The organism is Pantoea sp. RSPAM1 (assembly GCF_038816185.1).
GTDB classification, from domain to species: Bacteria; Pseudomonadota; Gammaproteobacteria; order Enterobacterales; family Enterobacteriaceae; genus Pantoea; species Pantoea ananatis.
On record NZ_CP046137.1, the window covers coordinates 3,876,985 to 3,899,887 of the forward strand.

General features: G+C 55.9%; 17 protein-coding genes. 8 read left to right on the forward strand and 9 right to left on the reverse strand.

What is annotated here, in order from left to right; genetic code table 11:
• Window positions 1-12 precede the first annotated feature (12 nt).
• From urtB to GKC68_RS18715, 5 genes are all read left to right on the forward strand, one after another.
• Window positions 13-1,578, forward strand: a complete 1,566-nt coding sequence (gene urtB / locus GKC68_RS18695; protein ID WP_110146028.1) for an urea ABC transporter permease subunit UrtB — start codon at window positions 13-15, stop codon at window positions 1,576-1,578.
• Window positions 1,578-2,654 carry an urea ABC transporter permease subunit UrtC gene (urtC, locus tag GKC68_RS18700; protein WP_089528150.1) on the forward strand — a complete coding sequence of 359 codons (1,077 nt, stop codon included), beginning with the start codon at window positions 1,578-1,580 and terminating at the stop codon, window positions 2,652-2,654. Before urtB ends, urtC begins: the two co-directional genes overlap by 1 nt.
• A complete protein-coding gene (gene urtD, locus GKC68_RS18705; protein WP_028724625.1) occupies window positions 2,647-3,438 on the forward strand; it encodes an urea ABC transporter ATP-binding protein UrtD in 792 nt (263 codons plus the stop codon). Before urtC ends, urtD begins: the two co-directional genes overlap by 8 nt.
• Complete coding sequence (gene urtE, locus GKC68_RS18710; protein ID WP_028724624.1) at window positions 3,439-4,137, forward strand: urea ABC transporter ATP-binding subunit UrtE; 699 nt, start codon at window positions 3,439-3,441, stop codon at window positions 4,135-4,137.
• Between the two features lie 307 nt (window positions 4,138-4,444).
• A complete protein-coding gene (locus GKC68_RS18715; protein WP_264228135.1) occupies window positions 4,445-6,562 on the forward strand; it encodes a TonB-dependent siderophore receptor in 2,118 nt (705 codons plus the stop codon).
• Between the two features lie 37 nt (window positions 6,563-6,599).
• On the opposite strand, the gene GKC68_RS18720 is transcribed toward GKC68_RS18715, so the two are convergent.
• The 7 genes from GKC68_RS18720 to rbsK all read right to left on the reverse strand — a co-directional run bounded on the left by GKC68_RS18720 (window position 6,600) and on the right by rbsK (window position 17,041).
• On the reverse strand, window positions 6,600-7,832 hold the full coding sequence (locus GKC68_RS18720) for an MFS transporter (protein ID WP_064366179.1): 1,233 nt from the start codon (window positions 7,830-7,832) through the stop codon (window positions 6,600-6,602).
• Window positions 7,833-7,912: 80 nt separating this feature from the next.
• On the reverse strand, window positions 7,913-10,264 hold the full coding sequence (locus GKC68_RS18725; protein WP_342656393.1) for a GNAT family N-acetyltransferase: 2,352 nt from the start codon (window positions 10,262-10,264) through the stop codon (window positions 7,913-7,915).
• A 1-nt stretch (window position 10,265) separates the two neighbouring features.
• Entirely contained in the window at window positions 10,266-11,558 is a 1,293-nt protein-coding gene (locus GKC68_RS18730) for a lysine N(6)-hydroxylase/L-ornithine N(5)-oxygenase family protein (protein WP_014606631.1), read from the reverse strand.
• Between the two features lie 10 nt (window positions 11,559-11,568).
• A complete protein-coding gene (locus GKC68_RS18735) occupies window positions 11,569-13,122 on the reverse strand; it encodes an aspartate aminotransferase family protein (protein WP_342656394.1) in 1,554 nt (517 codons plus the stop codon).
• A 656-nt stretch (window positions 13,123-13,778) separates the two neighbouring features.
• Entirely contained in the window at window positions 13,779-14,792 is a 1,014-nt protein-coding gene (locus GKC68_RS18740; protein WP_028724618.1) for an aldose 1-epimerase family protein, read from the reverse strand.
• Window positions 14,789-16,114: an L-fucose:H+ symporter permease gene (fucP, locus tag GKC68_RS18745; RefSeq protein ID WP_058705538.1), complete on the reverse strand. Its 1,326-nt coding sequence runs from the start codon at window positions 16,112-16,114 to the stop codon at window positions 14,789-14,791. The genes GKC68_RS18740 and fucP overlap by 4 nt, the downstream gene beginning before the upstream one ends.
• 9 nt (window positions 16,115-16,123) lie before the next feature.
• On the reverse strand, window positions 16,124-17,041 hold the full coding sequence (gene rbsK, locus GKC68_RS18750; RefSeq protein WP_342656395.1) for a ribokinase: 918 nt from the start codon (window positions 17,039-17,041) through the stop codon (window positions 16,124-16,126).
• A gap of 385 nt (window positions 17,042-17,426) precedes the next feature.
• On the opposite strand from rbsK, the gene deoR reads away from it, so the two are divergent.
• Window positions 17,427-18,191, forward strand: a complete 765-nt coding sequence (gene deoR / locus GKC68_RS18755) for a DNA-binding transcriptional repressor DeoR (protein ID WP_047715038.1) — start codon at window positions 17,427-17,429, stop codon at window positions 18,189-18,191.
• 238 nt (window positions 18,192-18,429) lie between these two features.
• Window positions 18,430-20,097, forward strand: a complete 1,668-nt coding sequence (gene ettA, locus GKC68_RS18760; protein WP_028724614.1) for an energy-dependent translational throttle protein EttA — start codon at window positions 18,430-18,432, stop codon at window positions 20,095-20,097.
• Window positions 20,098-20,133: 36 nt separating this feature from the next.
• Here the strand turns inward: ettA and GKC68_RS18765 are convergent, their stop codons facing one another.
• Window positions 20,134-21,030, reverse strand: coding sequence for a LysR family transcriptional regulator (locus tag GKC68_RS18765; protein WP_342656396.1), 897 nt, complete (start codon window positions 21,028-21,030; stop codon window positions 20,134-20,136).
• Window positions 21,031-21,125: 95 nt separating this feature from the next.
• On the opposite strand from GKC68_RS18765, the gene GKC68_RS18770 reads away from it, so the two are divergent.
• A complete protein-coding gene (locus tag GKC68_RS18770; protein WP_028724612.1) occupies window positions 21,126-22,127 on the forward strand; it encodes a zinc-binding alcohol dehydrogenase family protein in 1,002 nt (333 codons plus the stop codon).
• A gap of 41 nt (window positions 22,128-22,168) precedes the next feature.
• Here the strand turns inward: GKC68_RS18770 and GKC68_RS18775 are convergent, their stop codons facing one another.
• Window positions 22,169-22,897: a molecular chaperone gene (locus tag GKC68_RS18775; RefSeq protein ID WP_241018605.1), complete on the reverse strand. Its 729-nt coding sequence runs from the start codon at window positions 22,895-22,897 to the stop codon at window positions 22,169-22,171.
• Between the last annotated feature and the right edge of the window lie 6 nt (window positions 22,898-22,903).

Consider the following 22,903-nt stretch of genomic DNA (forward strand, 5'->3'; position numbering starts at 1 on the left):
ATGAGGCTCACCATGATGCTTCGCCTGAGTTTTTTAGGTTTACTGTTGCTTCTGCCGCTGTTTGCCTGCGCCGGACCTGCCGCAGACTTTGTCGCAGCCAGTCGAACCCAGCAGGCAGACCTGCTGCAACAGTGGGCCGCTGCGCCAGATGCGCGCCGTTTACCGCTGCTGGAAGCGCTGAAAGCCGAAACCGTGGTCACCGATCAGGATCACCATCCGTTTAGCAAAACCGGGGACAGTCTTCAGCCGCTGGATGACGCCTCACAGCCCAACGGCGACGTAAAAAAGCTTTTTATGAACAACCGCCTGCGCGTACTGATTGCCAGCGCTCTCGCCGCCCACCAGTTGGTCAGCCCTGATGCCAGCGTACGCCTGCGCGCAGCGCAACAGTTGCAAAATGATGCAGCCGCCGATCTGCTCCCGCTGATAGAGAAACGCCTGAGTGTTGAAAAGGATCCTCAGGTTCATGCTGCGCTGGCCATGACGGCGGCCAACCTGCAACTGACCAGCCCGCAGCCGATGGTGCGACTGAGAGCAGTGAAACTGCTGGGTGAATCCAGTGATCCTAATACTCAGGCCAGCCTGCAGCGCCTGACGCAGCCGACAACCGAGCCCGATGAAACCGTACGCGAGGCGGCAACAGAAAGCCTGCAACAGATTAAAAGCCGCCTGATGTGGGGCGATCTGTTGGGTCAGGCGTTTAGCGGCCTGTCGCTGGGTTCGATACTGCTGCTTGCCGCCCTGGGTCTGGCGATTACCTACGGTCTGCTGGGGGTGATCAATATGGCGCACGGGGAAATGTTGATGCTGGGCGCGTACGCCACCTGGATGGTGCAAAACCTTTTTCAGCAGGTCGCGCCGCAGTATATCGGCTGGTATCCGCTGCTGGCGTTGCCGGTCGCGTTTCTGATGACGGCAGCCATTGGCATGGCGCTGGAGCGCACCATTATCCGTCACCTGTATGGCCGCCCGCTGGAAACCCTGCTCGCGACCTGGGGCATCAGCCTGATGCTGATTCAACTGGTGCGCATGCTGTTTGGTGCACAGAACCTGGAGGTCGCCAATCCCGACTGGCTGTCGGGCGGGTTGCAGGTCCTGCCTAATCTGGTGCTGCCCTGGAACCGCATTGCAGTCATCCTGTTCGTGGTGTTTGTGCTGATACTGACCTGGCTGCTGCTTAACCGGACGCGGCTGGGGATGAACGTACGCGCCGTCACCCAAAACCGGGCCATGGCCGACTGCTGTGGCGTGCCGACGGGCCGGGTCGACATGCTGGCATTTGGCCTGGGTTCAGGGATTGCCGGGCTGGGCGGCGTGGCCCTGTCGCAGTTGGGGAATGTCGGGCCAGAACTGGGCCAGGGCTATATCATCGACTCGTTTCTGGTGGTGGTGCTGGGCGGGGTTGGCCAGCTTGCCGGAACGGTGGTGGCCGCGCTGGGGCTGGGCATTCTCAATAAAGTGCTGGAGCCACAGATTGGTGCCGTGCTGGGGAAAATCCTTATTCTGGTGATGATTGTGCTGTTTATTCAAAAACGTCCGCAAGGATTGTTTGCGGTGAAAGGAAGGGTAACTGACTGATGACGCAACCCATCTCCTTACGACTGGCTCGTCAGGCCCCGCGCCTGACGCTGAGTATTGGCGCACTGGTTACGCTAATGCTGCTGATCATGCCATTTCTGGCGCTGCTACCGGCAACGCATCCGCTGGCGATCTCTACCTATACCTTAACCCTGGTGGGTAAAATTCTGTGCTATGCCGTGGTCGCGGTGGCGCTGGATCTGGTGTGGGGTTATGCCGGTTTACTCTCTCTGGGTCACGGACTGTTTTTTGCGCTGGGTGGTTATGCGATGGGCATGTACCTGATGCGTCAGGCATCCGGTGACGGGCTGCCCGCGTTTATGGCCTTCCTGTCCTGGGATCGGCTGCCGTGGTTTTGGACAGGGACCCAGCATTTCGCCTGGGCGCTGTGCCTGATTGTGCTGGTGCCAGGCCTGCTGGCACTGGTGTTTGGCTTCTTCGCCTTCCGCTCGAAAATTAAAGGCGTGTATTTCTCTATCATGACCCAGGCGCTGACCTATGCCGGCATGCTGCTGTTTTTCCGCAACGAAACCGGTTTTGGCGGCAACAACGGCTTTACCGGTTTTACGACCCTGCTGGGTTTTAGTGTTACCGCGACCGCCACGCGCATCGGCTTATTTATTGCCACCGTCCTGCTGCTGTTAGCAAGCTTAGGTCTGGGCTTCGCACTGGCCCGCAGTAAATTTGGCCGGGTGCTGACGGCGGTCCGTGACGCGGAAAACCGTCTGATGTTCTGCGGTTACGATCCCCGTGGCTTTAAGCTGTTCGTCTGGACACTGTCCGCCGTGTTATGCGGCCTGGCAGGGGCGCTCTATGTCCCACAGGTGGGCATTATTAATCCCGGTGAAATGTCGCCGACTAATTCCATCGAAGCCGCTATCTGGGTCGCACTTGGCGGGCGCGGCACCCTCATTGGTCCACTGCTCGGGGCCGCCATCGTCAATGGCGCGAAGAGTTTTTTCACCGTGGCCTTTCCGGAGTACTGGCTGTTTTTCCTGGGGATGATGTTTATTTTGGTCACGCTGTTTCTGCCGCGTGGCGTGATTGGCTTACTGCGCCGGAGAAAAGATGACTGAGCACCCGTATACCCAATCATTTCCCGCCGATCGTCATCGTGTTCAGCGCGATCCGGTGCTGCAACTGGAAGCCGTCACCGTCTCTTTTGATGGTTTTCGCGCCCTGTCCGATCTCTCCTTACAGATCGGCGTGGGCGAACTGCGCTGTGTGATCGGGCCTAACGGCGCAGGAAAAACCACACTAATGGATGTGATTACCGGCAAAACACGACCGGATAAGGGCCGGGTCATTTACGATCAGGATAATGACCTGACCAGCCACTCCCCCGTTGAGATTGCCCGTCGCGGTATCGGACGCAAATTTCAGAAACCCACGGTGTTTGAAGCGCTGACGGTGTTTGAAAATCTGGAAATTGCCCTGAAAACTACCAAAACCGTTTGGGCCAGCCTGCGCGCACGGCTTAACAGCGAGCAGCGGGATCGGATTGACGAGATCCTCGTCCTGTTGCGGCTCACGGGTTCGCGTCACCGCCAGGCGGGCCTGTTGTCGCATGGGCAGAAACAGTTTCTTGAGATCGGCATGCTGCTGGTGCAGGAGCCGCACCTGCTTCTGCTGGATGAACCTGCAGCCGGCATGACCGATGCGGAAACCGCCTATACCGCCGAGCTGTTCCGTAGCCTGGCAGGGAAACACTCACTCATGGTGGTTGAACACGACATGGGCTTTGTGGAAACCATTGCCGATTACGTCACGGTTTTGCATCAAGGCAAGGTGCTGGCGGAAGGTTCGCTGCGCGAGGTTCAGGCCAACGAGCAGGTCATCGACGTTTATTTGGGGCGCTAAATGTTACAGGTATCTGAACTGCATCAGTATTACGGTGGCAGCCACATTCTGCGTGGCCTGTCCTTTGAGGTTAAACAGGGCGAAGTCACCTGCCTGCTCGGCCGCAACGGTGTAGGGAAAACCACGCTGCTGAAATGCCTGATGGGATTAATTCCGGCCAAATCGGGTGAGGTACGCTGGCAGGACAAGCCGATCGGGACGCGCAAGCCGCATCAGCGCGTCCAGTCCGGCATCGCTTACGTGCCACAGGGCCGCGAAATTTTCCCCCGTCTCACGGTTGAGGAGAATCTGCTGATGGGCCTGTCCCGCTTCTCCGCCTCACAGGCCAAACAGGTACCCGATGAGATCTATCAGCTGTTTCCCGTGCTGTTCGACATGAAGTCGCGGCGCGGAGGCGACCTGTCCGGGGGACAACAGCAGCAGTTAGCGATTGGTCGCGCGCTGGCAAGTCGTCCGCAGTTGCTGATCCTCGACGAGCCGACGGAAGGGATCCAGCCGTCGGTGATCAAAGAGATTGGCATGGTGATCCGTCAGTTGGCGCAGCGCGGCGATATGGCGATTCTGCTGGTTGAGCAATTCTATGATTTCGCCGCTGAGTTGGCCGACAGCTATCTGGTGATGTCGCGCGGCGAGATTATCCAGCGCGGTCGTGGCAGTGATATGGAGGCGGATAACGTACGCGGTCTGGTCGCCATCTGACATCTTCTCCCCGGCAGGCCAGATCGCCGGCCTGCCTTTACGCTGAAAGTGAAGCGTGTTGAATGTTTCTCCCCCGCCCCGCCCGATACAGCCTGCCCGGAAAGGCTTATCTGACGCACGTTCCACGCGTGTTTACCCCGTTAGCCTGCAATTTCTTTAACAATAACGCTGAAGACATCTTGTAATGCTAAACAGTAAAGACAATAATTCTCATTTGCATTCAATGTAAATAACCTGTTCTTAACACCAATTTTCGCTCCTTTCCTCTGTCGGGAGCGGCGTATCTACCATTTGTAGGGGATAAACAATGAGAATGCCTTTCTGCCGGAAACGGTTAGCGCTGCTGTGCTCCATCGCCATTGCCACACCTGCAGTGACCTTTGCCGCCAACACGCTGGTGGTCACAGCAAAGCCCGAAGAAACGTCGACAACCCCGACAGAAGGTTATACGGCGACCGTCAGTAAAGGCGCAACCAAGACCGATCGTCCGTTGATCACCACCGGGCAGTCAGTCTCGGTGATCACGCGCCAGCAAATGGACGATCAGGGCGCGATGGATGTGAATCAGGCGCTGAATTACACCGCGGGCGCCTTTACGAACTTCGCCGGTGCGGCCACCCGCTACGATACGGTATCGTTGCGCGGTTTCCACGGCGGCGACGTGAATAATATTTTCCTGGACGGCCTGCGGCTGATGAGCGATCCGGGCAGCTACAACGTGCTGCAGGTTGATCCCTGGTTCCTCGAACGCATTGACGTGATCAAAGGCCCCTCCTCTGCCCTGTATGGCCAAACCGTTCCCGGTGGCTTAGTGATGGAGACCTCTAAGCGGCCTCAATACGCGCCTGAAGGACATTTCCGCCTGTCCACCGGCACCCATAACACCAACAGCGCCGCATTTGATTACACCAACGCGATTAACGATCAGTGGGCGTTTCGTCTGACCGGCATCACGCGCAACAGCGATACGCAGTACGATCATACCCGCGAAGAAAAATATGCGATTTCGCCCTCGCTGCTGTGGCAACCGGATGAAGATACGTCACTGCTGTTACGCGCCTATCTGCAGAAAGATCCTTCCGGTGGCTATCACAGTGCCGTGCCGGGTGATGGCAGCATCACCGAGCATAACGGACGTAAGCTCAGCACCGGTTTTTATGACGGCGACAGCACACTGGATCAGTTCAAACGTCGCGAGCAAATTTACAGCGCGGAGTTCGCTCACCGCTTTAATGAAACCTGGGCCTTCCGCTCCAATGCCAGCTATTCCCACTCTAATGTCGATTTGGATCAGGTCTACAAGGTTGGGTGGGATTCACCGCAGTCTGAACTGCTTAATCGCTACTATTCCGGTTCACGTTCTTTACTGAAAGCGTACGCGATCGATAATCAACTGGAAGCCGATTTTGACACGGGTCCTATCGATCATAAGGTGGTGCTGGGCGCGGAATATCATCAGTACACCAATGATTTGCGTAATGCCAGTGGTTTAGCCAGTCAGCTTAACGCGCTGACAGGCCAGGCCGTGGGGACGAATCCGGCTTACGTATTCCAGAACTCACAGCGCCGTTACTACCAAACCGGTATGTATCTGCAGGATGAGATGAAATGGGACAAGTGGCATCTGGATCTCTCCGGCCGCTACGACAGGATCGTGTCTGAAAACAGACAGTACAGCACCGATACGCAATATCGCCGTCAAGACGATCACGTCAGCGGTCGCGTGGCGCTGCTCTATGCATTTGATAACGGAATCTCTCCGTATGCCAGCTACAGTCAGGCCATTACGCCGCAATCGCTTTCCGGACAGGACGGCAACCTGCTGAAGCCGACTACGTCTGAGCAGTACGAGGCCGGGATTAAATACCAGCCCGTAGGCACGTCCGATCTCTACTCAGCAGCCGTGTACGACCTGACGCAAAATGATGTGGGTAACCGCGTGGTGGTAGGCTCTTATTACGAACCGGCCGGGAAAGTGCACTCTCAGGGACTCGAACTGGAAGCCCATAATCAGCTCACTCCGCGCCTGAGCATGCTGGCGAGCTTTACGCTCAACCACGTGCGCTTCAAAGATTCTATCGACGGTAACAACGGTCACACGCCTTACATGACGCCCAACTCAATGGCTTCTGCGTGGGCGAAATACCAGTTTGATGCCGGGATCAGCGTAGGGGCAGGCGTCCGTTACATTGGTCGGCAGTGGGCAGACAATGAAAACACCACCCGTCTGCCTTCCGCCACGCTGTTTGATGCCTCGGTACGTGCCGATTTAGGCGTCTGGAACAGCAGCCTGAAAGGGGCTTTTGTGCAGGTTAACGCGAATAACCTGACCGATCGCGACTATGTCTCCGCCTGCTATGGCACCGGCTTCTGCTACTGGGGGGCAGAACGCACGATCGTTGCCACCGTCGGCTACGATTTCTGATCCTTCCCACAGGCGGCACCAGGCCGCCTGTCTTACCTCAGGCCGTTACGGTGCTGTGTCGCCGCTGTTTTTCGCGCAGAAACGACCGCACCAGTGCCAGCCATAACAGCCCGCACAGCAGATTAATCAGGCTGAACCAGGCCGTTCCGCCACCGAAGTACGCCGCTTTCACCGCTTCAATGCCCAGCGCAAACACGACCATACTGACCATCCCTAACATCGCCGCTACGCTGCCCTTGCCCGCCCGGCTGGAGAACAATGTCAGTCGGTACAGCCCGGCATTCACCATTCCGGTGCCGAATCCGTAAAGGCTCAGGCCCGCCGTCAGCCATGCCGCGTTGCCTGCATTGGTAAAGGTGCCAACAGCGGCCACCGTCAAACCCGCCATAATCGGCCAGGCCCCCAGCCGCAGCGGCTGTTCAACCGGCAGACGGCTGGCAAGCCGGCCCAGCAGCAGATTTCCGGCGATCATCGCCAGAAAGACCGGTAACTGGAGCAGCGCATAATCCATGCGGCTTAGTCCCAGATCGTGAATCAGGATAACGGGAGAAAGCGCTACCCAGGCCAGACAGGGAATCGTCACCAGGCCGATGGCCAGTGAACCGCACATCACCTGGCGGTCTTTTAACAAGGCGTAATAGCCGGCAGCCAGGGACGTCAGCGACACGGAAGTGTTTCTGTCGCCCGCCGCTTCCGGCATCGAGAGCCACAGGCCCGTCAATGCCAGAGCAGACAGAGCGGCAAAAAACAGAAACAGCGTGCGCCAGTCCGCAACAGCCAGAAACGCCGTGCCCGCCAGCGGCCCGACCAGCGGTGCCAGCAGCGCTACGTTAGCCATCAGCGCCATCATCTTTACGCTGAGCGCTTCGTCAAATGCCTCCTGAATGGCGGCATAACCGACTGCACCGATGAAACACAGGCTGATGCCCTGAAGAAAGCGCAGCAGGATAAACTGCCCAATGCTCTGCACCCAGTGGGTTGCGAGGCAGGTCAGCATGAAAAAGGCCACGCCAGCCAACAGCACCGGACGTCGTCCCAGCTTGTCGGATAGCGGGCCCAACAGCCACTGCAACAGCATGCCGCCCATCAGGTAAGCGGTCAGTGACGTGGAGACCCACTCCGGCCCCACGTGAAATGCCTGCGTGACCCGCAGCATGCCTGGCTGAATCATGTCGTGCGCCAGATAGGTGGCAAACTCAAATAACACCAGCGATAAGGGGAACAGGAAATGTCGACGCGTGAGGCGCGAGACCGGTTGAAAAAGAGCCATCGTGAATAATGTCCAGAAAAACGATAAAAAACGCGGTCGCCTGAGCGACCGCGCTGATGTGAAAGGAGGTCATTATCCCGTTACCGCCATTTGGCGATGGGATTCTCCAGCGTACCGGCAAACTTGAGGTTTTCTGCAGGATCGGACAGGTTAATCATCTGCTGATTGTTCGCCAGTTGCAGGCGATTCAGGCAAGAGCGGGTGAATTCGGGCGCAAACATATCGTAGCGGGCGAACTTACTGGCAAGCTGCGGATGGGCCTGCTGATAGTCCTTGACGCACTGCGCCACCCGCTGCCAGAACTGGGTTTCCGACAAGGTATCAGACTGATGCAAAATCGCGCTGATAAAGCGGAAAATGCAGTCGAAGACGTCGGTAAAAATCGACAGCAGCTTCAGATGTTCGGGCACGTCCACCGCCAGCCGCTGCACCTTTTCAGGCAGAACCGCATTCGGATTCATCACCGCAATCTCCTCGCCGATGTCTTTCATGTAGGCGCTGACCGGCACATTGTTTTCCAGCAGCAGAATAAGGTTCTCGCCGTGAGGCATAAACACCAGATCGTGTTGATAAAAGCAATGCAGCAGTGGGCTGAGATAGCAGTTCAGGTAACGGTCAATCCACTGTTCCGCTGGCAGCCCCGAATCGGCGATCAGCGCCGGTAATAACGGCTGCTGATGATGGTCGACATGCAGAAACGCCGCCATGGTCATTAAACGCTGGCCAGGCTGCAGGTCAGTGACCGGATTATCACGCCACAGGGCCGCAAACATTTTCTTGTAGGCAGAGTCGCCTGTGATCGCGCGTTCGTAATGTCGGTTGTGATAGCCCACCGCGGCCACTTCACGCAGGATGCGGAAATCACAACGCTGGAGCCAGCTATCGTTTGCCACCAGCGTTTCCAGCCATTCGTTAATCGCGGGCGTGGTCGCCATATAGTAAGGCGAAAGACCGCGCATAAAGCCCATGTTCAGCACCGACAGCGCCGTTTTCACATAGCGTTTCTGTGGCTGGCTGCGGTTAAAGAAGGTGCGAATCGACTGTTGAGCCTGATAGTGATCCTCACCGATTCCGAGATAAATAATGTCCCGGTGAGCAATATCCGCAGCAAACACCGTCAGCAGTTTATTCTGCCATTGCCAGGGATGGACCGGCATCAGGATATAGTCTTCGGCGGCGACGTCTTTGCTCGCCAGCTGAACGGCGAACTGGTCGAGGGCAGCCTGTCCTAACTCCTCCTGCAACAGCCGCGTATAGCTCAGTTCACTGATGCTGGAGAAGTGAGCATTACGTCGATGTACGGCGACCCAGATCAATCTCACCGGCGTCGCCGCCTCAGGCGCATAAGCCAGATAATCGCGTGCATCAAAACCAATACGGCCGTTATTGGCGACAAAGCAGGGATGCCCTTCCGTCATCGACGACTCCAGGGTCTGGAAGTCCGCCTTCACCAGCGCCAGGCTGTCTGGATTGTTCTTCTGTAGCTTAAACACGCTGCTGCATAAGGTGCTGCTGATCTCTTCCATATAGGTTGCCAACAGCGCCTGAGGAATGCCGATTTGGGCATTGAACTCTTCAATAAACTGCAGCGCATCCAGCGGTAAACGGCGGCCGTTTTCCTGTTTTTGCAGGGAAGCCGCATCGATTTCCCAGTGGTCCAGCGCCAGCCGTTGTGCGGAAAAAACATAGTCTGATTCGCCATTCGGCACGGCCAGCTGGTAACGGCCACTGCCGACATCAACAGGGGTGATCAGCTTCTCGTGCGCGAATTCGGCAATGGCTTTGCGAATCAGTAAACGGTTGGCCTGCAGCCAGTCTTGTCCGGCGAGGTGTGAACCGTTCAACAGCGGTGTGGTGTTATTCATAAGTGAATCCTGCAGTAGGGCCTGCTGATAATCATCGCGCTGGCAGAAAGCCAACCAGGCCGTTTTATGTCCCATATCAATGGTGTGCTGATAGCGAAAACCCGCACGTTTATTCAGGCGATGGATTTTGTCATTGCGCACGTCCGGCTCAACCACCACGCGGTTAACCTCGGGGCGGCTGAACATGTAGTCCATGACCGTGCTGAACACCTGCCAGCTAAACTGGCTGACCGGTTTCACCGCGGGCGCGATCAGAATATGCATGCCGTAGTCGTCTGGCTGGGCGGGATAATGCCTGCCGACCTCATCCTCACTGGCACGATAACATTCGATAAGAAACGCCGGTTCGCCATCGCAGCAGCCGATTAACGCCGCATGGGGATCCTTTGCCGTCAGCTGTTGATAGAATTCGGCGACCTGCTCTGGCGCGTGATCCTGCATTCCCCAGAAGCGGGCGTAGTCGCGCGTGACCCAGCGGTGAATAAGCCTCACATCAACGGGCAGCAGGGGACGAAGGGTAAACTGACCCGCTGGACGGGCCGCAGTGAAAAGTGTGGACTGTGACATATTAGTGTTCCGTTTGGGCCGGGAAAGTCTGGAAGGCGATTTGACGCTCAACGGGATAAACTTCCCGCCCGGTAAGTTCACGCAGGAGCACCGAGTTGCGATAGCAGGCCATGCCAAGATCCGGCGTCACAAAACCATGCGTATGCAGCTCCGCGTTCTGGACGAAGACCTGGTTGTGCAGGTCGATACTGTAATTGCGCTGGACGTCGTAACGGCCCTTCTCATCCCAGCGCAGACGCTGGCTGATGCCTTCGATAAACATCGGCGGGCGATACTGATAACCCGTTGCCATGACCAGGCCCTGAGTACGACGCGTGTAAGCACAATCCTGCTCCTGATGATGCAGCGCGAGTTCACATTCACCACCTGGCAACCAGCGCATGCCGGTAAGTTCAGAATGGGTGAACAGGTTAACGTCTAGCGCGCCATCCAGTTGCTTGACGTACATCAGGTCGTAGATGTCGTTAATTAACGTGCTGTTAATGCCTTTGTAGAGATTTTTGTGGCGCGCGTTCAGCGCATCGCGCTTCTCCCCCGGCAGCGCGTGGAAGTAGTCGACCCATTCTGGCGAGGTCATCTCCAGGGTCAGTTTGGTGTATTCCAGCGGATAAAAACGCGGCGCGCGGGTGATCCAGTTCAGCTGATAGCCAAACCGATCGATGTCCGTCAGCAGATCGTAATAGATCTCTGCAGCGCTCTGCCCGCTTCCCAGCACGGTGAGGGTGCTTTTTTTCTGCAATTCCGCTTTGTCTGCCAGATACTGGCTGGAATGGGTGAAGCGCGACTGGTGCGGTCGGCTGCACGCCGGCAGCCAGGCGGTGGGTCCGGTGCCCAGCACCAGCTTACGGGCCAGCCACTCTTGCTGCTGACCCGTGAGCGTATCCACCGAGCGAACGCAGTAGCACTGTCGGGCATCGTCGTAGCTCACATAATCTACGCGCGTGTTCCAGCGTAAATTACTCAGCTGTGAGCAGGCCCACTGACAGTACTGGTTATACTCTTTTCGCATCAGGAAAAAGTCTTCGCGAATGTAAAACGAATAAATTTTCCCTTTCTGTTTCATATAATTCAGCAGGCTGTAGGGATTGGTGGGATCGGCCAGCGTCACCAGGTCAGCCATAAAGGGCGTTTGCAGATGCGCACTCTCCAGCATCATGCCGGTATGCCAGTCGAATCCCGAATTTTGATCCAGAAAAATACCCTTGAGCCCCTCAACCGGTTCGCTCAGGCAGGCCAGGCTGAGATTAAAAGGACCGATACCAATACCGATAAAGTCATACATCTGGTTGTTCATTGCACCGTTCTCACTGGTTAGCCACGGGTAATGTCACGTCACGCGCCTGTTCTCGACCGTAATGGGCGATCAGGGCGATCACATCTTCAATGTCAGCCAGCGAGGTGGTGGGATTCAGCAGGGTAAATTTCAGGTACTGCCGCCCCTCCACTTTGGTTCCGGCAATCACCGCATTACCGGATCGGAACAGCGCCTTGCGGATACCGGCGTTGATGGCGTCCAGCTGTGCGGGGTTCATGCCAGGGCGTGGCACGAAGCGGAAGATTTGGGTGGTCAGTTCAGGCGCATGCAGAACCTCAATCGCCGGATGGGCGTTCAGCCGCTGATGGGTTGCCTGAGTCAGCGTCAGCAGGGTATCGAATGCCTCACCCAGTGCAGACGGCCCCATGATGCGTAAGGTCAGCCACATTTTCAGCGCGTCAAACCGACGCGTGGTCTGAATACTTTTATTGACCAGGTTTGGCGTCCCTTCCTGCTGGGCGCTAAGCGGATTGAGGTAATCAGCATGGTGCGTCACATGGCTAAGGTGCTGTTTCTCGCGCACAAAGAACGCGCCACAGCTTACGGTCTGGAAGAATGACTTGTGGTAATCCACCGTCACCGAGTCGGCTTTTTCAATGCCGTTGAGGCGCTGGCGATGCTGTTCGGAAACCAGCAGGCCGCAGCCGTACGCCGCGTCAACGTGCATCCAGATACCGTGCTGCTGACAAAGTTTCGCGATGCTTTCCAGCGGATCGATACTGCCGAAATCGGTGGTGCCGCTGGTAGCAACGACGGCGATGGGGATCAGGCCCTGCTCATGACAGCGCACGATCTCCTGCTCAAGCTGCACGCTGTCCATGCGGTAATGGTCGTCATACGCTACGGGGATGACCGCATCGTAGCCCAGGCCGAGAATGGCCATCGATTTCTGGATGCTGAAGTGGCTCAGTCTGGAGGTCAACACGCGCCATTTTGCCGCATCGGCAGGCAGGCCCTGATGTTTGATCAGGTGGCCCGGATGATGTGCGGCGCACCAGCTGTCGCGCGCCAGCAGCATCGCCATCAGGTTCGACTGCGTCCCGCCGCTGGTAAAGATGCCGTCTGCGCTCGCAGGCAGACGTATGCGACCCAGCGTCCAGTCAATCACCTTCTGCTCTATTAGCGTTCCGCCCGCACTCTGGTCCCACGTATCCACGGAGCTGTTGACTGCCGCCATGATCTGCTCGGCCAGCAGAGACGGCAGTACGACCGGGCAGTTAAGGTGCGCCACGTATTTGGGATGGTGGAACCAAACAGCATCGCGCAGATAAAGCGTCCGCAGTTCTTCCAGCGCGGCCTCGTTATTTCCCAGCGGCTGGTCAAGATCGACAGCGCTAAAAGCCGGAGCCAGCTCGTGGGGCAGAATACCGCTGAAGGGTTTTTCAACGCGCTGAACGGTGCTGGAGATCAGCGCCAGCGCCTCTTGCGTTTGCTGATGCCACGCAGGGATTTGCGCGTCGTTAAAGATAAAGTCCTGAGCAGTCAGGACCTCATCAGGCAGATGTCGGCGAGGCACCGACAGATTTTGCTTACGTAACACCATATCCTGTTCCTTTGTTAAAGACGTAAGCCGCCCGGCCACCGTGAAAACAGGGCAGCAGCATGCGCCAGACCGCGCGAGTCAGTTCAGATTCATTAACCTTTAGCCGAGCTGGCTAACCCATGAGATCAAGAAAATTAAGAATTTATGTTTAAAAAAATGATTAAAAACTACATTTTATGTGGTTAATTTGCATTAAACCGTTCATTTTAACGATAATAACAACACTAATAATAATCATTATCATTCAACTTTTAAAAGAGCAAGCATTCTCATAAAGCTGGCTAATGTCTTTTTATGTGATCTTGATCACATAAAAAAGCTTATGTTCGGCGCGGGAAGAGGAAGAGATGGCAAAAATCATCGCCCTCGGCGCCAAACCGCAGACGAAGGGCTCTCAGCCGGGCAAAAAACAGGAGGCGTGACGGCGGGATTCCGACTTGACGCGGCATATCGGTGTGTTTATCCGGACTGACGAGGCTGGCTTCAGTAAGAAGCCAGCGCGAATGAAGATACCGACAGGCTATCCAGCGCGTTTCGCCACCGGGATTATCCGGAGCGCATCGCGCTCCCGGAATTCCAGGGGATCAAGACGATGCAATAACAACAGCCTGTTTCACCAGGTAAGGTTGCGACCCTGAAGCGTCGCCTTACGGGTTTTACAGCAGGCCGGTTTCGACCTGAAAATGGCGCTGCTCGCCGGGCATCAGCGCGATTAACGTTCCGGCGCGCGTTGCCGCAGCAAAGCCTTCAGGACGGCAGGTGGCGGGCAGCACATAGGCAGCAACCTGTTGATCCGCATTGTGCAGTATCCAGCGCGTGGCATGCGGGAACTGCGCAGTAGAAAAGCGCGTCATCAGGGCGTAACCGTCCGGAGAATGGAGTTCAAACTGAACGTTCTCACCGTACTGCGCCAGATGATCGGCAAAGAAGACAATCTCTGGATCGTACATCTCGGGTTGATCCAACCGGCGTAAAGCGGCGGGATCGCCGGCAAGGGAAGCAGTAAAAGCGGTCCATTGCGGCGTGGGCCGCACATGTGCCGGCAGGGAGCGGCGCAGTTGAAATGCCTCATCCGGTATGGTCTGCCTGAACTGCCCCTGCGCCACCCACGCGCTGTTGATGTGGCACATGTACTGTAACGGCATCGGCGCGCCAGCCAGGTTGGTGACGCTCATCTCCAGCAGCAGTCGCGCCTGACTGGCCCCTAATCTTACCGCCGGCGCCGCCCGATAGTGGTGACCAAACCCCTTGATGTATTCGGTTTCGCCCTCCACCGAAAGTCTGTCGCCCTCCAGCACAATCCATGCTGTATCCATGCGTGCGCAGGCCATTTCGCCGTGCAGCGCGTGCGTGTCTTCCGCAGCAGGGCAGCCATTCGCCAGCAGGCCAGAGTGAAAGGCAAAGCAGCCATAGGTATCGATAATCGAATCACCCGGCAGCGGCTGTTTAAAGCGATGCCCCATGGTTAATGCGCGGCCGTCAAAATTCACGTCCCACACCATCTGGCCCAGAAACGGCAACACAATTACCGTGCCCCGTCGGTTGTGAATGCGAATGGCTTCAATGCCCGCAGGATAACGAAACAGCTCGACGCTGAAATCCTCGCTCTCCAGCAGCAGGCCAGGCGTGTAGCTGAACTGTTCGCGACAAAGCGGTAAACGGGTTTTCATCGCCCCTCCTCCACCAGGTTTCCGCTAAGGCGAGGCTGCTTTTTGTGGCGCAGCTCGCCCCAAAAATAGAACCCAACCCATGCGAAACACAGCAGCGACACGCCGAATGCCAGCTGCATCGATCCCAGGTGATCGGAAACAAACCCCTGCAGCGCGGGCACAAAGGCCGCACCCACTATGGACATCACAATAAATGCTCCCGCGACTTCGGTGTATTTACTGTCAACGGTCGCGAGCGTCCCGGCATAGATCGTCGCCCAGCACGGACCAAACAGCACGCTGACAAACACCGCGGCGTAGACTGCTGTGAAATTGGGCACCAGCATCACATAGCCCAGCGTTGCGATGCCAAGGAGTGAAAAGGCGATAAGCACTTTCTCTGGCCGGAAACGCGTCATTAAAATGTTGGCGACAAACTTGCCAATAAAGAAACAGATAAAGCTGTAAATCATAAAGCTGGATGCCTCGCGCTCATTCGCCGCTCCCAACGTAAGCGCCAGACGGATGGTAAAGGACCACACCGCCACCTGCATACCGACGTACAAAAACTGCGCCAGAATACCGCGTTTAAAATGGCGATTTTTAGCCAGATAGTGAAAGGTTTCCCCCAGCGTTGGCAGCGATTTTTCGTTGCTTTGCGGCTTGCAGCGTGGATAGCGGGTGAACATAAATAGCAGCATGACAACCACCAGCACCATCACCAAATATTTATAGGGTTCCAGGGTATGTTCCAGCATCGACAGGCGGAAGGCATGCGCCTGCTCCGCCGTCATGTTTGCCATTTGCGTTTCCAGACTTTCGCCATCCTGAAACACCAGATATTTTCCCAGCACAATGCCCATCAGCGCCCCCACCGGATAGAACGTCTGACTGATGTTAAGACGCAGCGTGGCATGCTGACGCTGTCCAATCATAGAGCTGTAGGTGTTCGCCGCCGTCTCCAGAAAGCTTAACCCAATGGCAATGGCAAAAATCGCCGCCAGAAACATGGTGTAAGTTGCCCTATGCGAGGCGGGATAAAACAGCAGGCAGCCCAGGATGTACAACGCCAGTCCGGCTAATATAGCCAGCTTGTAACTGGTTTTACGGATCACCAGCGAGGCAGGAATCGCAATCAGAAAATAGCCGCCGTAAAAGGCGCTCTGCACCAGGGCGCTGGCAAAATCGCTCAGGGCGAAAACGCTTTTAAACTGCGTAATCAGAATGTCATTCAGGCTTGCCGCACAGCCCCACAAGGGGAACAGGCAGGAAAGCAGAATAAACTGGAACAGCGGAGTCTTATTTAGATAACCGTCATTTTGCTGAACAATGTTCTGGTGCATGGCTGTACCTCACTGAAGGTCAAGAAAGCGCTGAAATTCCGCTGAATCAGGATAAGAACGTTGTGTGCCGCGCGCCGTCACGCTACAGGCCGCATAGGCGGAGGCTTTGGCCATCGCCGCAGGAATATCGCCCGTTTTCACCAGTTCATGAGCGAAGCAGCCGATAAACGCATCGCCGGCACCGCTGGTATCCACGGCCTTAACCGGCACAGGCGCCACCCGGTGCTGTGTCTCTCCGGTCATCCACAACGATCCGCGGCTGCCCAGCGTAACGATCAGGTTTTTCAGGCCACGTTTCAGCAAGGATGCACCGGCCAGCCTGACGTCATCATCCGTCCCCACCGGCATCCCGGTAAGAATTTCCAGCTCTGTCTCATTGGGCATAAAAAAGTCGCACTGGCAGGCATAGCGGATATCCAGGTCTGCCACGGCGGGCGCAGGGTTGAGGATGACGCGAATAGCATGCTGACGGGCAAAATCGATGGCGTAGTACACCGTTTCCAGCGGAATTTCGAGCTGAAGAATGATCAACCGACAGCGTTTCAACGCATTACCCGCAGCGTCAATATCCGCAGGCCTGAGGTGCTGATTCGCGCCTTTGATAATTAAAATGCGGTTTTGCGACTGATCATCAACAAAAATGGGGGCCACGCCACTGGAAACCCCTTTTTCGGTTGTGACATAACGCGTATCCACGCCCTGCTGTTGCAAATTAGCCAGCGTGGTGGGCGCAAACAGGTCATCGCCGACTTTACTGACCAGCATCAACTCGCCACCCAGTTTTGCTGCCGCCACAGCCTGATTGGCCCCTTTTCCTCCACAACCAATCGCAAAATCGGGTGCCTCAAGCGTCTCTCCAGCTTTAGGAAAGCTGTTGGTATAGGTGATTAAATCCACCATGTTTGAACCAATAACGGCGATATCCATTTTCCCCCCGGCAATAAACGGCTAAAATGTTATAAAAATAACACTATCAATTAAAATACCTTTAATATGTGATAAATTTCACATTTAGCGTGACAGTAACCGGCGGGATAGCGGATTTTTCGTCTTCAGGATGTTACTATTATTACAAAACCAGCGACCTGAACGGCGCGTTATGCTTAGCTTTAGTGCAGGTTTGCGGGGTAATCGCATTGCGGGTAAGATGAAAAATCTTAACCGGTCAGCATGCAACACCTTATATTTTTTGAAATTTGTCACAGCCTCAATCAAACCACGGCAATTTCAGGTAAATTTAATTGCGCGATAACAATGTGACAGGCTCTGACGTATGACGTCTTCTTCAAGGAATACAGGTTCAGAAATGACAATGGAAACCCGCCGCGACGAACGCATTCGCAAACTGGCTCTGGCACTTAAGCGCACCGATAAATTACATCTGAAAGATGCCGCACAGCTGCTGGACGTCTCCGAGATGACCGTGCGTCGGGACTTAAGTGAACCAACATCGAGCGTGGTATTGCTGGGCGGTTATATTGTGAGCGATCCCCGACACCACGCCGGACACTATTTCATCTCCGATCAACATGGCCAAAATGCGGCCCGCAAGCAGCGGCTCGCTCAGGCAGCAGCCAGCCTGATTAGTGAAAACGACACGGTGTTTTTCGACTGCGGCACCACTCTGCCCTATGTCGTGGATGCGATTCCGGATGAGCTGCCTTTTACCGCCATCTGCTGTGCCATGAATACCTTTCTGGCGCTGAAAGAAAAACCCGCCTGCAACGTGATCCTGAGCGGTGGGGAATTTCATGCAGACAATGCCTTATTCACGCCCGTCGGCGGCCATTCCATTCTGGATAACCTGTGTCCCAGCCTGGCGTTTATCTCAGCGGCGGGCGTGGACCGGGATCAGGGAGCGACCTGCTACAACCTCAACGAGCTGCCGATGAAACACCATGCCATGCTGCGCGCCCGCCAACGTATTTTGGTCGCCGACAGCAGCAAATATGGCAAAGTGCTGCCCGCACGCATTGGTGAGCTCGCCCGCTTTGATTTACTGGTCAGCGACAGCGCGCCCGAACCCGTCCTGCGTGAATGGCTAACCCAACAGCATATTCCCGTCCGCCTTCCCTGACGCCTTTCTGTCACGCGGCGGCAACAGGCTGTTGCTAAATTCTCGTCGCGGAAAAAAGACGCGCTGCGCTAAGGCGGCCTTATGCTGCTCCGCCTGACAGCGGACACAAATCAAACAGTTACGCCCGACTGCGCGACGGCGCGGAATTATCCCGGCGCATCGGCTGTGAATAGGCGGCGAAAAAGGCTAAACTTCGACATCATCCAAACGACAAACAGACCCAGAGGCTCAATACAACGTGGCTCAATTCGTCTATAGCATGCATCGCGTCGGCAAAGTAGTTCCGCCCAAGCGACATATTCTCAAGAACATCTCCCTTAGCTTTTTCCCCGGCGCGAAAATTGGTGTACTCGGCCTGAACGGTGCGGGTAAATCTACACTGCTGCGCATCATGGCCGGTATCGACAAAGATATTGAAGGGGAAGCGCGCCCACAGCCCGGTATTAAAATCGGCTACCTGCCACAGGAACCGCAGCTTAACCTTGAGCACACCGTGCGCGAGTCCGTTGAAGAAGCCCTGTCCGAAGTGGTCGGTGCGCTGAAACGGCTTGATGAGGTTTATGCCTTATATGCTGAAGAAGATGCGGATTTCGATAAGCTGGCTGCCGAGCAGGGACGTCTGGAAGAGATCATTCAGGCACATGATGGTCATAACCTGAACACGCAGCTGGAACGCGCCGCCGATGCCCTGCGCCTGCCGGACTGGGACGCAAAAGTCGCCAACCTGTCTGGTGGTGAACGTCGCCGTGTCGCGCTGTGCCGCCTGCTGTTGGAAAAGCCCGACATGCTGCTGCTGGACGAACCGACGAACCACCTGGATGCCGAATCTGTCGCCTGGCTTGAGCGCTTCCTGCACGACTTCGAAGGGACCGTGGTAGCGATTACGCACGACCGCTACTTCCTGGATAACGTGGCTGGCTGGATTCTGGAACTGGACCGCGGCGAAGGTATTCCGTGGGAAGGTAACTACTCCTCATGGCTGGAGCAGAAAGATGCCCGTCTGGCACAGGAAGCCTCTTCCGAAGCCGCACGTCGTAAATCTATCGAGAAAGAGCTGGAGTGGGTACGTAAAGGGCCAAAAGGCCAGCAGTCTAAAGGCAAAGCCCGTCTGGCTCGCTTTGAAGAACTGAACAACACCGACTACCAGAAACGTAACGAAACCAACGAGCTGTTTATTCCGCCGGGTGCCCGCCTGGGTGACAAAGTGCTGGAAGTCAGCAACCTGCGTAAATCCTACGGTGACCGCGTCCTGATTGACGACCTGTCATTCTCCGTACCGAAAGGCGCCATCGTCGGCATCATCGGCCCGAACGGCGCTGGTAAATCAACGCTGTTCCGCATGATGTCCGGTCAGGAACAGCCTGACTCCGGCGAGATTGTGCTGGGTGAAACCGTGAAGCTGGCTTCTGTCGATCAGTTCCGTGACAGCATGGATAATGCCAAAACCGTCTGGGAAGAAGTCTCCGGCGGTCAGGACATTATGCGCATCGGCAACACTGAAATGCCAAGCCGTGCCTATGTCGGACGCTTTAACTTTAAAGGCGTGGATCAGGGCAAACGTGTCGGCGAGCTGTCCGGTGGTGAGCGGGGTCGTCTGCATCTGGCAAAACTGCTGCAGGTTGGCGGCAACATGCTGCTGCTCGATGAGCCCACCAACGATCTGGACATTGAAACCCTGCGCGCGCTGGAAAACGCCCTGCTTGAGTTCCCTGGCTGCGCCATGGTGATCTCGCATGACCGTTGGTTCCTTGACCGTATCGCGACCCACATTCTGGATTACCAGGATGAAGGCAAGATCGAGTTCTTCGAAGGTAACTTTACCGAATACGAAGAGTACAAGAAACGCACGCTGGGCGCGGATGCGCTGGAGCCGAAGCGCATCAAGTACAAGCGCATTATTAAGTAATTCAGGGGCGGCAGCGATGCTGCCCTTTTCTTTTCTTCAGTGGTAGAATTCGCGAAACACCGGCGACTGCAACGCAAATTCAATGTACTTCATCAGCGCAGGTGAGTTCAGTTTTCGGCTGGGATACACCAGCCACAGTTCGTTTCCCTCCATTTCCCATTCCGGCAAGACCTCTACCAGGCGCGCATCGCCCATGTCTCCGTCGATTAAAAAGCGCGGCAGCAGCGTAATACCGGCACATCCCAGCGCAGACTCACGTGCGTACAGTAAATTGTCGGTGAGGTGTGCCGGCGGGAGCAGCCAACGATGATACTCGCTGTCACGTTTGAGTACCCACTCATTCCAGGCCCGGTGCGCAATGCAACGGTGCGCGGCTAACTGCTGAGGATGGGTCACTGGAGGATGCTGATCGAGATAGGCTTGCGCGGCCACCAGCGATCGCTGGCAGTAGCCAACGCGCCGACCAATCAGAGACGACTCCTGCGGCTGACCGGTGCGCAAGGCCAGATCAAAACCCTCCTGCACCAGATCGCGGATATCATCCGAAACGAAAATATCCAGCGTGACATCAGGATAACGCCGTAAAAACGCGGCGTTACAGCGTGCCAGTAAAGTTGCGCCAATTCCCGCCGGGCTGGTAATGCGCAGGCGACCACTGGGATTTTCCCGCAGGTTGGCAATCGCCTGTTCGGCGCGTTCGCTGGCCTGTATCATCTCCTGGCAATGCAGCAGATAGCGTTCGCCCGCAAACGTCAGGTTAAGCTGGCGCGTCGTCCGGTTTAACAGCCGGATGCCCAGCCGCTGCTCAAGCTGGCTGATGCGCTGACTGACGCTGGATTTGGGCAAACCTGCCCGCTCTGCCGCAGCGGTAAAACTGCCACACTCTGCCACTAACGCAAACAGCGCCATATCCTGCCACTCACGAAACGCCATTGTTCACCTCAGACGAACACGCTGATAACGATTGTCCATCTTATCAGTATCGCCTCAGGGTTCTACACTTGAGAAAACACTACAGGAGATAAACCATGTCTGTTCGCGCGATTGCCGTCGATCCCGAAAACCCAAGAAACTTCGTCGAAATTTTTCCAGAAACCCTCACGCCTGGCGAATATGACCTGCGTGTTCAGGTAAAAGCCGCCTCGGTTAACCCGGTGGATACCAAAGTCCATAAAGGGGCGATCAAAAATGGTTTACAGGTGCCGCGTATTCTTGGCTGGGATGCCAGCGGTGTGGTACTGGAAACCGGCAGCAAAGTCAGCGGCTTTAAACCAGGCGATGAGGTTTACTACGCGGGCGATATTACCCGTCCGGGCAGCAACAGCACGGAGCAGTTGGTCGATTCACGCATCACCGGCCACAAACCGAAAACCCTCGACTGGGCAGCTTCTGCCGCTATTCCCCTGACGGCGCTGACCGCATGGGAAGGCCTGTTTGAACGGCTGGATATGGCCGCCGCACGTGAAGATCAAACACTGCTTGTCGTGGGCGGCGCTGGCGGCGTCGGTTCGCTGGCCATTCCGCTGGCAAAAATGCGCAGCAAAGCCAAAGTGATTGCCACCGCCTCACGGGAAGATTCCGCTCAGTGGTGCCGCGATCGCGGGGCAGACCTTGTCATTAACTACAAAGACATGGTTGGGGAGCTGGAAAAACACGGTATCAAACAGGTCGATTATATTTTCTGTCTCAACGACACCGACGGCCATTGGGAAACCATGAGCCAGCTCATCGCGCCGCAAGGCCATATCTGCACCATCGTCGAGAATGAACATCCGCTGTCGATGGATCAACTGAAGCTAAAAAGTGCCGCACTGCACTTTGAGTTCATGTATACGCGCAGCATGTTTACCACGCCCGATATGGCTCAGCAGGGCGAGATTCTGAATACGGTTGCCCAACTGTTAGATGACGGAAAATTGCAAACCACGCTGAATGAAACCCTGCACGGGTTAAGTGTGGAAACCCTTGAAGCAGCCCACCAGCGCGTTCTGGAAGGCCATATGCGCGGCAAAGTCGTCATGGTTTACTGATGACGCCTGCGGGTGCCCTTCCGCGGGCACCCGCGGTCCTTCTACGATGACGCTGACGGCGGATCTATGCGGGCAGAGAAGGCCTGCGGGTTGCCCTCATCGTCCAGCGCCGTGTAATCCAGCAGGAGATGGCTCGCCGTCAGAGGTACATCTCCCATAAGGGGATAGTCTTTACTTGAAAACGGGGCGAGCGTCTTATCCCCATCCAGATAAACGGCGTAGCGTTTTCCACCCACGACCACCGTCATTTTGCCTGGGGTAAAAAAGTAGCGGCTGCCATTAGTGGCATGAATAAACGCCTGCCCCTGTTTCTTCCTGACCTGAAAGGTCACCGCGTGAACACGTGCCGAAAACGGTATTACCTCCCTGAACGGTCGGTTAATCACCTTAAGCTGGGTATTCAGCGCCATGCTGATCTTGTCGCTGCCCGGCCGTAGCGTGCTTTTTTTCACTGCGCTGATCTCGTAAAGATTGAGCCAGTAAAGGGATTCCCGATCCTTTGGCAGCTGTGCGGCCAGCTCGGTGCGAAGAACCGCAATCTGCTTTTTTTCATCTTTATTCAGCGTAAAAACGCCGGGAAGCGCAACAAACGGAAAGGCTTTACTGCCGGGTGATCGTTCCGGTGAACCGCCGTCTATCCAGGTCTGGATCAGGACAGGCGCGTCACCACTGTTGACCAACAGTAACGGGATTTGCACCTCGCCAGGATGAAAGATGAGCCGGCTTTGCTGTGGAATCACTGCGGCCTGGACATTAATTGCAAGGCACATAAATAA